This is a genomic window from Listeria valentina, assembly GCF_011800755.1.
GTDB lineage: Bacteria > Bacillota > Bacilli > Lactobacillales > Listeriaceae > Listeria > Listeria valentina.
The window spans coordinates 1-11,353 of record NZ_JAATJW010000072.1 but is presented as its reverse complement, the minus strand read 5'-3'; the positions used below and the strand labels follow the sequence as shown (position 1 = coordinate 11,353).

Annotated in this window: 9 protein-coding genes; 4 read left to right on the top strand and 5 right to left on the bottom strand. The window is 40.4% G+C overall.

Annotated features, from left to right (window positions below):
• Positions 1–69 precede the first annotated feature (69 nt).
• The 3 genes from HCK02_RS12105 to HCK02_RS12095 all read right to left on the bottom strand — a co-directional run bounded on the left by HCK02_RS12105 (position 70) and on the right by HCK02_RS12095 (position 5,361).
• Positions 70–1,824 (bottom strand): glycoside hydrolase family 3 C-terminal domain-containing protein, encoded by a 1,755-nt coding sequence (locus HCK02_RS12105; protein ID WP_167630369.1) that lies wholly within the window; start codon positions 1,822–1,824, stop codon positions 70–72.
• A 220-nt stretch (positions 1,825–2,044) separates the two neighbouring features.
• A complete protein-coding gene (gene mprF, locus HCK02_RS12100; protein ID WP_167630368.1) occupies positions 2,045–4,651 on the bottom strand; it encodes a bifunctional lysylphosphatidylglycerol flippase/synthetase MprF in 2,607 nt (868 codons plus the stop codon).
• Positions 4,652–4,677: 26 nt separating this feature from the next.
• On the bottom strand, positions 4,678–5,361 hold the full coding sequence (locus HCK02_RS12095) for a VanZ family protein (RefSeq protein ID WP_167630367.1): 684 nt from the start codon (positions 5,359–5,361) through the stop codon (positions 4,678–4,680).
• Between the two features lie 165 nt (positions 5,362–5,526).
• Here HCK02_RS12095 and HCK02_RS12090 point away from each other — a divergent pair, with 165 nt between their 5' ends.
• Positions 5,527–6,279: a MerR family transcriptional regulator gene (locus HCK02_RS12090; protein WP_167630366.1), complete on the top strand. Its 753-nt coding sequence runs from the start codon at positions 5,527–5,529 to the stop codon at positions 6,277–6,279.
• A 44-nt stretch (positions 6,280–6,323) separates the two neighbouring features.
• Here the strand turns inward: HCK02_RS12090 and HCK02_RS12085 are convergent, their stop codons facing one another.
• Positions 6,324–7,058, bottom strand: coding sequence for a class I SAM-dependent methyltransferase (locus HCK02_RS12085; protein ID WP_167630365.1), 735 nt, complete (start codon positions 7,056–7,058; stop codon positions 6,324–6,326).
• A 310-nt stretch (positions 7,059–7,368) separates the two neighbouring features.
• On the opposite strand from HCK02_RS12085, the gene HCK02_RS12080 reads away from it, so the two are divergent.
• On the top strand, positions 7,369–7,560 hold the full coding sequence (locus HCK02_RS12080) for a DUF3311 domain-containing protein (RefSeq protein WP_167630364.1): 192 nt from the start codon (positions 7,369–7,371) through the stop codon (positions 7,558–7,560).
• A gap of 14 nt (positions 7,561–7,574) precedes the next feature.
• Positions 7,575–9,014, top strand: coding sequence for a sodium:solute symporter family protein (locus HCK02_RS12075; RefSeq protein ID WP_167630370.1), 1,440 nt, complete (start codon positions 7,575–7,577; stop codon positions 9,012–9,014).
• 23 nt (positions 9,015–9,037) lie between these two features.
• Here HCK02_RS12075 and rlmD read toward each other — a convergent pair whose 3' ends face one another.
• Positions 9,038–10,426 carry a 23S rRNA (uracil(1939)-C(5))-methyltransferase RlmD gene (gene rlmD, locus HCK02_RS12070; RefSeq protein ID WP_167630363.1) on the bottom strand — a complete coding sequence of 463 codons (1,389 nt, stop codon included), beginning with the start codon at positions 10,424–10,426 and terminating at the stop codon, positions 9,038–9,040.
• A gap of 119 nt (positions 10,427–10,545) precedes the next feature.
• Here rlmD and HCK02_RS12065 point away from each other — a divergent pair, with 119 nt between their 5' ends.
• Positions 10,546–11,202: a deoxynucleoside kinase gene (locus HCK02_RS12065; RefSeq protein ID WP_425482893.1), complete on the top strand. Its 657-nt coding sequence runs from the start codon at positions 10,546–10,548 to the stop codon at positions 11,200–11,202.
• Positions 11,203–11,353 lie beyond the last annotated feature (151 nt).

The window sequence follows — 11,353 nt, the reverse complement described above, 5'->3', positions numbered from 1 at the left end:
ATGAAAAGGAGGCTCTTTATTTTGAAAATTTTTAAGTATTTACTCTTTTTGTGTCTACTTTATTGACATCTATCCAGCCCGCGATACGTATTTCACATCGCCCCGCGCGTCATCAAACTCGTTTTGTGCTACTTTTTGGTCACTTTTCCGTTTGTTATTTTTATCATACACAATCGTTTCCGGCACTTGATAATTCTTTTGCTCGATCACATCATGCGCATTATTCATTAGTTTGATACCGTAATTTCCTTTTTCAAGAACGTAAGCTTTGGCTCCTGTATCATCATAACTCGACATGTCTTCCACGTTGATCTTTAACTTAACTTGTTCGCTTTCTCCCGGCTTCAAGTTCTTCGTTTTTGTAAAATCAGCCAAAACGACATGGGATTTTTCGATGCCTCCTGTCGTATATGGTGGCGTGTAATAAGCCTGAACGACATCTTTGCCAGCTTTTGTGCCTTCATTCGTTACTTTGACACGCATTTCAATGGTTTTCTTACCAGCCATATATTCGCTGATTTCTTGTTTGAACTTGGTGTACGAAAGCCCATATCCAAATGGATATTGCACGGCTTTACGATACGCTTGCTCATCCATTTTTCCGGTCTGATTATTGACGTAACGCGTCTCATAATAGCGATAGCCCACATAGATTCCTTCTGCGTAGTCGATATATTTATAGTGCCATGTGTTATCTCCATCTTTAAATGTGGAATTTTTATATGGAAACTCTCCGATATTATAATAAGACGGCGCACTGGTTGCGTCATACGCATACGTATCCACGAGTCGCCCAGAAGGATTCGCTTCCCCTGCTAATACTTTCCCGACGGCATCAAAGCCTGCAGAACCGGGGTTTCCAATCCAAAGAGCAGCAGAAACTTTGTCATCTTTTAAAAAGCCAAGTTCCATTGGATAGGACGAATTGAGGACAACAACGACCTTCTGGAAGTTTTGCTTCACCATGTTGAGCATCGCTTCTTCATTGTTCGTAAGTTCGAGGTAGTGTTTCCCTTTGCTCCCGTCGGTATAATTTTTCATGTCGGTTGTGATATCGGCTCCCTCGCCACTATTTCGTGCAAAAACGACAAGTGCTGTATCACTATATTTTTTCGCATTATTCATTAGGCTTTGGCTGTAATCGGACGTCTTGGGTTCATGACTATTAAAATCGCCGCCCACGAGTTTATGTATATTGACTTTTTCGCGCGGTACATAACGATCCTTGTAAAATTTAACAAGATCAGGATTGGCTTTTAGACCTGCATGTTTAAGTCCTTGTTCCAAGGTTACATTATCAAGTTCTTTTCCCCCGCCTGAACCAGATCCGCCGTAAACAGGAGCACTTGAACCGTATCCAAACACATTCACATGTCCTTTTTCAAGTGGCAAAGCTTCTTTTTTATTTTCAAGCATCACAATGCCTTCTTCTTCCATTTGCTCTGTGAGTTTCTTCCCTTTTTCCCGAGCTTCATTTACTTTTGTTTCGTCAATTTGATAGCGTGACATGTAAGCATTCGCGATTTGCCCGAAGCTATTCACTGCAAGGTTGAGCGCAACAACCACGACGAGTAATAAAGCAAAAATCGACCACCAGATTTTCCTTGTACGCTTTAATTTCACCATCCGATAAATAGAAAAAATAACTAGTGCGATCGCTAGAACAACGACAACTGCTGCAATCCAGAAAAGAATTTGTCCGATATTGATTCCGTAAGAAGGTTCTTCCCCTCCTTTTCTAGCTGCAAAAGTCTGAACTGGAAATCCGAAAATTCCTATTCCAAGAAGCAGCAACGCAAATTTGCTTGTACACCTTTTTTTCATGAGTTAAACATCCCTTTCTGAATTGTTATCTCGAAAAGAAAACGGTTTCAATTTTATTCCTGAAACGCGCGTCTCGATTCCACTTCAGTCTATCAAGTTCTTTCTCCGAATCAAATAAGCCCTTCAAATTTTGTCATTATCTCTGCATGTTTTGCGATACGAACACAAAAAACGCCGGATTTCGTTAGCACTTTACTAACGAAATCCGGCGTTTTTTTATTTATTCTTCATTCTTTTTTGGCTCGTCTTGATTCGAATCTGAAAGTGGCACTTCTAAAAGAATTTGTCCTTTCTTAAGCGGCCTTTTTTTCCCAACAAGGAGCATCAATTGAAGCATCGTAAAAGCAATCGAACTGCGCTTTCTATAAGCGACGAACTTTTGTACCCAACTCGTCACATATTTGGCTTTATAATTTCTTAGGCCTTTAAAGCTGTAGAAGCCCTGACTATACCGGTAAACAAGTCCCGCTAAACGCTCTCCTAAAAAGGCATATTGGGATTCCCCCACATTCGAAAGCGGCGCCATCCCCATATTGAAGGTTTGATAGCCTTTTTCCTTCGCGTCTTCAAACAATTTAATGAATAGAAAATCCATAATACCAGAAGGCGCGTCTTTTCCGTAGCGCATCAAATCGATCGAGGTCAATTTATCCGTATAAGCCGGCATAATCGAAGCGAAGGCGATAATTTCCCCATCCGCGTTTCTTGCAACGGCTATATCTGCTTGATTCAAGTAGTAAGGATCAAAGAAGCCAAGCGAGAAGCCTTTTTCTGTGCGGCCCGAGAGCCATTCATCGGAAAGCTTACGCAGCGTTTTAAAGGTTTCTTCATCAAATGGCGCTGTTAAAATTTCAAACTGGTAGCCTTCTCGGTCAAACTTGTTCATTAAAGCACGCTCGCCTTTTTTCTTTTTCCCTGAAAGCGAGAAGTCTGTTACATCCACATAGCCTTCTTCACCCAGTTTGATAAAGTCAAAGCCCATTTCGTGTAAGTAAGCGAGCATGTCACCTTTTACTTCATAAAAGACTGGCCGGTATCCAAATTTGTCCGCTTCTTCCATCAGTTCTAAGATGGCTTTATCGCGTTTTTGTTCATTTCCAATCGGTTCGCCCATGATAACCATTTTATCGGCAATGATGCGAAATGCGAAAAGGACTTCTCCTCCTTGCGCCCAAAAAAGAAGTTTATCGCGTAAAAAGATGGTATGACTAACTTCATTTCCACCCCATTTTTTTAGGTGCTCTTGGACGCGTTCTTCTTGAAAAGACGAGCCAAAGGGTTTTGAGGATTGCGATAAATAAATATAGATCACAATGAGACAAATGATTGCGATCAGCATCCCAATAAAGCCGGTGAGCCAAATGTGCTCGGATGCAATTTCAAGATATTCAGGGATTGCTTTTTTATGAATCACTTTTGGTGAATTATAGATACCGATGATGACGTAGCCAACTAAGCAAACTAGGAAAATAAGCGCATCAAAAATGATTTTACTCCACGTATAAACAAACTTTTCTCGGTAAAACTCTTTGCGAGCTAGAAAGACGCATAGTAAAACGATCCCAAGGAAAATAGCTTGCTTAATGGAAAATACACGGGCAAGGGTATTAAAGATCGCACAACCTAACACGACGACAGTTGCAATGTATGCTTTTTTAGTTTTGCTTTCGATGCTTCGCCCAAGTCCGAGGAGCAGAAATCCAAAGGCAACGTTTGTGACTTGTGAGATAAACAAAAAGCTAAATGGCATCAATTTGTACAGAAATGGCACGTGATAAATCGCAAATGGAAGCACGGATGATAAAATCAACATTAAGCCACTAAAATAAACAAACAAAACTAAAAAGCGATGCGCCACTTTTTGTAAAAAGAGAAAAGGCAGATTTTCTAAATAATCATTGAATCGTTTTCCAGCTTTTTGTACGAAAAATAGCAAGCCAGCAAGAAATGGAATGATGTAGTAGAAAACCCGGTAAAAGAGCAGCCAAACAATCGCCAGTTCATTGGAAACTCCCAGTTGATCGAGCCCGTAAAGCATCACAAGATCAAAGGTCCCAACTCCACCTGGAACCATCGACACGATCCCGATAACTGAAGCGATCACAAATAGCGGGAAAACCTTCATCAAATCGACAGGTTCATTCATTAGAAAGCCAATTGCGACAAAGCAGAGAAAGGCAAACCCCCACTCTAGCAAAGAGGCAGAGATTAGGGCTGCTTCCCGTCTAAGCGGTAAATCTTCAAATAGTGATTTGCTTTTCCATTTTGTGACGAGGAATAAAATCGGGAAATAAAGGCCTCCACCTAAAAGCCATGGCCAGAAGCTGCGAAAGTGATCGGCAAATCCCGGGATCGGTAACGTCGCGAGGCCAACTAAACAGTAAATCGATAGCCCTGAAACAAGGAATAAAGCAATTTTTGAGATCGCAAGTAAGATTTCTTTATGGGAAGCATTTTTGCCATAAAAGCTTGCCCGAAGCGAAGCGCCAAGCACGCCACCGAAGCCGCCAATGTTCGTAAACGTATTGGTGATCCAACCTGAAGCGACAACGTGCATCGTCGAAAATTTGCCCGGTAAAAGTTTAACGATCACAAAATCATAAACAAGCATTGGTGTCACGGAAACAAGTCCAATTAAAACCATTAATAGTAAAGTTTCCGGGTTTTGTGATGTCATATTCTTTTTGAGTATATGAAAGTCAATTGTTGTCGCAATATTAAATACTTCGTAAATCACAAACAGCATAATGAAGGATACAAAAACGATTTTGACAACCTTGCTATTTCTTTGGAAAAAATCATAAGCTTGCATTAATTTCTCTTTCATTTTCATTCTCCTTTTACGAAAAAATCTTATCTCCGTTTCCGTTTGCCTTTCACTCGTTTACGGAAAGCCGGAACAAGATAAATACATAATACGCCGACTGAGCCGCTTAGTGTATTTAAGATTACGTCATCAATATCAGTGGATCTGCCTTCTGGAAGCGCCAAACCACTAAATCCGGTGACAAGGGTTGTTTGAATAAATTGAATCAGTTCAATGCCACATGAAGTGAAAAAGACAATTAAAATCGCGAGGCTTCCCCTTTTCACCACTTTAAAATATAATAAGAAAAAAGATAGCGGGGCAAGCATCAGCGCGTTGCCAATGATTTGAATAACGGTTGGCATCGTCGGCAAAGTTTGCCTAAACGTATTTTCAATGGTTGTAAAAGGTTCCAGATTAATCAATTCTTTTTGGATGTGAAAACTCCCTGTGTAAGTGCTACTTGCAAAGTCGCCCGCAGCAATATAGGTAACTAGATGATGCAAAACAAATATATACAAAATAAAAACAGAAAACCAAACAAAATCAAGTCCGTTTTTAAGGTGTGCTAGCTTTATAAGAATTCCTGTAATCACGAGCAAAAAAAGCCCGTTCACAACTGAATTAATGAATTCTGCACGACTTCCAAATTGAACGGCTAAAAAAAGGCCATATCCAAGGTACAGGAGCGGAAAACAAAGCATCAGATATTTTAATTGCTTGACTTGCATGAAGTGCCCGCCCTCTCTAATGATTTCTCTTCCCCTAGTGTAGCAGATTGCCCCCGGAATGAAAAGAACTTGTAAGCTTACATTTTCGAAAGAATTTTGTCACATAAAAAAGCTTGACCTTAACGTTACGTAAACCCCTAAACTATAAATGTGGAGGTGATTTTCATGGAATATACGATTCAAAAACTGGCAAATCTCGCTGGTGTAAGTTCGCGGACATTGCGATATTATGATGAAATTGGGCTACTCAAGCTGGCGCGAGTGAGCTCAAATGGCTACCGAATTTACGGGCAAGAACAAGTAGATTTACTTCAGCAAATTTTATTCTATCGCGAAATGGAAGTGAGCCTTCCGGCTATTAAGGAGATCTTAGCCAACCCTGAATTTGATGAAAAAGAAGCGCTTAAGGCGCACCATGCTGAACTCCTCCAAAAAGAAAAACGCTTGAAGCGCCTTATTAACACAGTTGAAAAAACGCTACAAGCTAGGGAAGGAAAGATAACGATGAGTAACCAAGAAAAATTCGAGGCTTTTAAAGAGGATCTGATTGCTCAAAATGAACAGCAATATGGTAGCGAGATTCGCAAAAAGTATGGAGATGCTGAAATCGAAAAAAGCAATCAGAAAGTGGCACACATGAATGAAGCAGATTACGAAAAAGTGACACAACTGGAAGCGCATTTAGTTGAAGTGCTTAAAAAGATGCAATCGGAGGTAACAGAAGATTTACAACATGACGCTTTTCAAACGCATAAAGCATGGCTTGGCTATTTCTGGCCTAGCTATTCGGAAGAAGCTCATCTTGGGATTGTAGAAATGTATCTCGCTGATGAACGTTTCACGGCTTACTATGATGAAAAAGCTGGTTCCGGTGCAGCGAAACGATTGCACGATGCTGTTCAAAATGAGCTTCGTTAAACCCAAAACAAGAGGAAGCAAGCGCAAACTTGCTTCCTCTTGTTTTATTTGATATTCGTTGCGGCAAAGATCAACATCATCGGACGTCTAAATTCATCTTCCATTCCAGGAACAGCAAGCAGCTTTTCTGGTGGAGTTGGTTCTTTCATTTGATCGACAGCAAATCTATTTTGGCGTAGACTTTCAAAGTACTGCGTTAAAGTTCGGTGATATTTTGTCACATCTTGACCTAAAAATTGAACGATTCGTTTGCCATCTTCAAAATAGTGATCAACCGGAAAAGAAGTGATGTTCCCCGCTTCATCGTAGCTAAAATCCTGTGAACCTTCCGCTGTAAATACTGGATGTTCAATGGAAAAAACAAATGCACCATTCGGTTTCAAAAAACGATGCACTTTTTTGACTAACTCATCAAACTTTTCTACATAATGAAAAGCTAACGAACTAATAACAATATCAAAAGAATTCGCTTCAAAACACACTTTTTCAATATCTTCATGTAAATACTGAACGGCTTCGAGACTTGTTTTAGCGCGAGCGACTTGCAACATTTTTCCAGAAATATCAACACCTGTCACAGAAGATGCGTCCTCTTCTGCCGCGTAAATTGAATGCCACCCATAACCACACCCGAGATCAAGTACATGTTTTCCTTTAAAATCGGGCAGCATTTCTTTTAGTGTTTGCCACTCGCCGGCAGCTTCCAAGCCTTTTTTGCTTCGCTCCATTTGGCTGTAACTCTCAAAAAAATCGGGATTATCATAAACATTTTCGCTCATCTTCGTTCCTCCTCTTAAGGGCACACTTTACTTTTCCCAGTTTCACTTTTAAGTAACAAAAATATAACATATTTCACAAGCAAGAACCTAGGGTTTCGACTGGAAGAATTTGTTCTCAACTAGCTTTTTTCCGCGATTTTATGGTACTCTTATCTATAGAAAAAACGGAGAGGAGTCTTCACCATGCCACAAAAAAATTCGTCTAATAAAAAACTGCTCATCAAAATTTCGATTTCTGTCGTTGCAGGATTGCTACTTTTTTATGCGATTATTGTTTGGGCTATTTTACAATAAAGGAGTGACGTAAATCATGAAAAAAGGGATTTTACTCGTTCCCTTCTTATTTATTCTTGGCGGCGCAACATTTGCCAACCGCATTGATCCACATATATTCGGCATTCCTTTTTTGCTGTTTTGGATCGCTATCGGCACCGTGCTTTCTTCACTTTCTGTTCTCCTTCTTTACTACTTCGAAAAAAAGAAAGGAGATGACCGTTCTTGACTTCTCTTATCGTCATGTCGGCTTTTTTTATTTTAACGATTTTTCTCGCGTTACGTGCGCGAAAGAAACAAAAAATGACTTTGCAAAACTGGACGGTAGGAAATCGAAGCTTTAACACGGTTTTCGTTTTTTTACTTACAGCTGGAGAAGTCTACACGACTTTTTCTTTTTTAGGTGGAAGTGGATGGACTTATTCGAAAGGGGTATCCGCCATTTATGTGATGGTATACATCGCACTTTCTTACGTCACTTCTTATTTTTTACTTCCGCTCATTTGGGAATATGCAAATAAGCACCGACTCGTTTCACAGTCTGATTTCTTTGCTCGGAAATATCAAAGTCGTGGGCTTGGTATTTTTGTTGCCGTAATTGGTGTTATTGCAATTATTCCGATCATCGTCATTCAATTAAAGGGACTTGGAATCATCGTCTCTTTGACTTCGTATGGTCGGATTCCAATGAATACAGCTATCATTATTGGCACACTCGCTATTATTTTATATTCGGTTTTATCTGGCATTCGAGGGGTAGCCTGGATATCTGTTTTAAAAGACTTGATGATTTTATTTGTCATCGTTTTTATGGGAATTTACTTGCCGCTTCACTATTACGGTAGTTTTTCAGAACTTTTCAGGCAAGTGGAAGCTTTTAAACCAGAATTGCTGACTTTTCCTAAAACGACTTACAGCATCACTTGGTTCATTAGCACGGTCTTATTTTATGTGCTTGGTTTTTATATGTGGCCACAAGTTTTTGCATCTACCTTTACCGCTAAAAATGCCAATACGTTCCGGAAAAATGCAATTATCAGTCCGCTTTATACATTAATGCTTTTATTCGTTCTTTTTATCGGTTTTACAGCGGTTCTGCAAGTTCCGGGTCTAACTGGAGAAGAAAGTGACCTCGCTTTGATCAAACTCTCCATCAAAAGTTTCGATCCTTTCTTCGTCGGAATTATCGGGGCAGCTGGGATGCTCACAGCGCTTGTCCCTGGAGCAATGCTTCTCATGACTGCGAGTACGCTCGTTTCTAAAAACATCGTATTTGGGTGGAAAAGTAAGCCAAATGAAGCTCGTGTTGCGCTTTGGTCGAAATGCTTTGTGCCAGTGCTTGGCTTACTTGCTTGTTTATTTGTTTTTCAAGGTGGAAATGCACTTGCAGCCATTTTACAAGTTGGTTATAGCCTGATCGTTCAGCTCTGCCCGGCGCTCTTTGCAAGTCTCTTAAAGAAAAACCCGCTCACAAAAGAGGGGGCGTTCGCTGGGATGGCTGTTGGGATTTTAATTACTATTTTTATCAGTAATTACAGCATGACGCTTGCCACCTTATTCCCAAACCTGCCTTCAGTCATTAGCGACATCAATATTGGTTTCTTACCACTTTTTGCCAATTTATTGGTTGCCCTTCTCATGAGCTTGATAACTCAAAAAAACCGTATGTCATCAGCCGATTAATCGGCTGGTGACATACGGTTTATTTATTTCTTTTTGGGATTGGATTTTAAGGTGAGTTTAACTACGCATTCAACTTGAGCCGTCATTGGAAACATGTCAACGGGTTGCAAATAACGAATGCGATATCGCTTTTCAAGTTGTGCCAAATCGCGTGCTAATGTACTTGGATTACATGACACATAGACGAGCTGTTTGGGTTTCACTTGCAAGACAGATCGAAGTAAGCCCGGTTCAAGTCCAGTTCGTGGCGGATCTACTACTACAATATCCGGTTTGTATCCTGCTTCTTGCCAAGAATGAAACACTTGTTCAGCAGATCCAACCGTATAGCTCGCATTTTTAATGCCGTTTTTTTGTGCATTGTGCTCCGCATCAAGTACAGCATCTTCAACAACATCCATCCCCCGAACTTCTCGTACTTTGTTAGCAAGGTAAAGACCAATTGTACCTGCACCTGAATAAGCATCCACAAGACTTTCTTCACCCGTTAACGTAAGCGCATTTTCAACTTCCGCATAGAGCTTTTCAGTTTGACTAGGGTTCAGCTGGAAAAAGGCGCGAGCCGATAAATCAAATTTTAATTCGGATAGCTTCTCTGTCATTTGTTCCTGCCCAAAAAGCTTTTCAGTTTCTGGTCCAAAAATTAGGGAACTATCGTCTTCTTTCACATTTTGCATGACGGAGACAAGATTTGGAAATTTCGCAGTGATTTTTTCAACGAAGCTTCGCCTGCCGCTAAAATTCTTACCTGTTGTTACAAGCACGAGCTGCGCTTCTCCAGTATTTATACCCACTCGAACGACAATGGTTCGAATATCTCCCGTTTTTTTGCGTTCATCATAGGCTTTTACACCCAGTTGGTCCAGTAAGTCACGTGCCGTATTGGTTAACTCCACAGTCCGCGAATCCTGTACTAAGCAATCTTCAATTGGAACAAGTTGATGACTTTCACGCGCGTAAAGCCCCGTTTCCATCTTCCCGTTAATCATCCGAGCTTGAAATTGACTTTTCCCCCGATAACGAAACGGTTCTTCCATCCCTATCGTCTCACGGATTTTTAACTTTTTGGTGTTCAACTTGGTGTGCTTTTCAAGTGCCTGGATTAACAAATCCTTTTTCAAATCAAGCTGCGCACTATATTTTAAATGTTGCAGCTCACAGCCTCCACAGGTTTCATAAACCGGACAAGGCGGTGTTACGCGAAATTCCGATTGGCGTTTGATCTTTTCCACATTTGCCACACAATAATTTGGAAAAACCTTCGTTACTTTGGCCAGTACTTCTTCACCGGAAAGCGCACCATGTACAAATATGATAGTTTTTTTATAATAACCGATTCCTTCACCATTTATCCCCATTTTTTTGATTTCAAGTGGAAAACTCTGTCCTACTTTTATCTTTGCTTCGTCCAACCGCATCTCCTCCGTTTCAATTCTTCATCCATACTATCAAAAAACTTTTATTTTGTCACCGCTTTTTAGTATAATGGGTGAGAATGGCTTTAGATTAAGGAGGCCTTTTCTTGAAAGGGATGGAAAAAAACGTGATTGTACTTGCTGGAATGATTGGAGCTGGAAAAAGCAGCTACACAGAACTCATTGCAAGAGAACTCGGTTCGGTAGCTTTTTACGAAAGTATCAAGGATAATCGGATTCTCGAAATGTTTTATGACGACCCGGCACGCTGGGCGTTCGCCTTACAAATTTATTTTCTAAACACGCGTTTTCGTAGTATTAAAGCCGCACTGCGTGATAAAAATAACGTGCTTGACCGGAGTATTTATGAAGATGCGCTTTTCACACAAATCAACTACGAAGAAGGGAATATCTCATCACCAGAAATGGATACCTACCTTGATCTGCTTGACAATATGATGGAAGAATTAGGTACACTGCCCAAGAAAGCGCCTGATTTGATGATTTACCTAAGGGGTAGCCTCGAAACCGTACTTAAGCGAATTGAAAAGCGTGGGCGCCCCTATGAACAAATCCATGAAAACCCTGGTTTGCTCGACTATTATACGCGCCTTCACGCGCGCTATGATAGCTGGTTTGCAAGCTATGATCAAAGTGCCACACTTGTTTTCGATATTGACCAAATTGACATTACAAACAGTGAAGATGCTTACGAAGTCATGCAAGCAATCCGGGCAAAACTTGCAGAAGTGCATCAACAATCCACTGATTGACTGAAAAAAGCAAGCTATAATTGAAAAGCTGATAATCTGAATAGTAAAATTAAAAATAGCCCCTATCTGTTCAATGATACACTCCCTATAAAGTAGACACTAGGAATAAAAAATCTAGTTCACTTTAGAAGGAGTGTATTTTGTTATGACT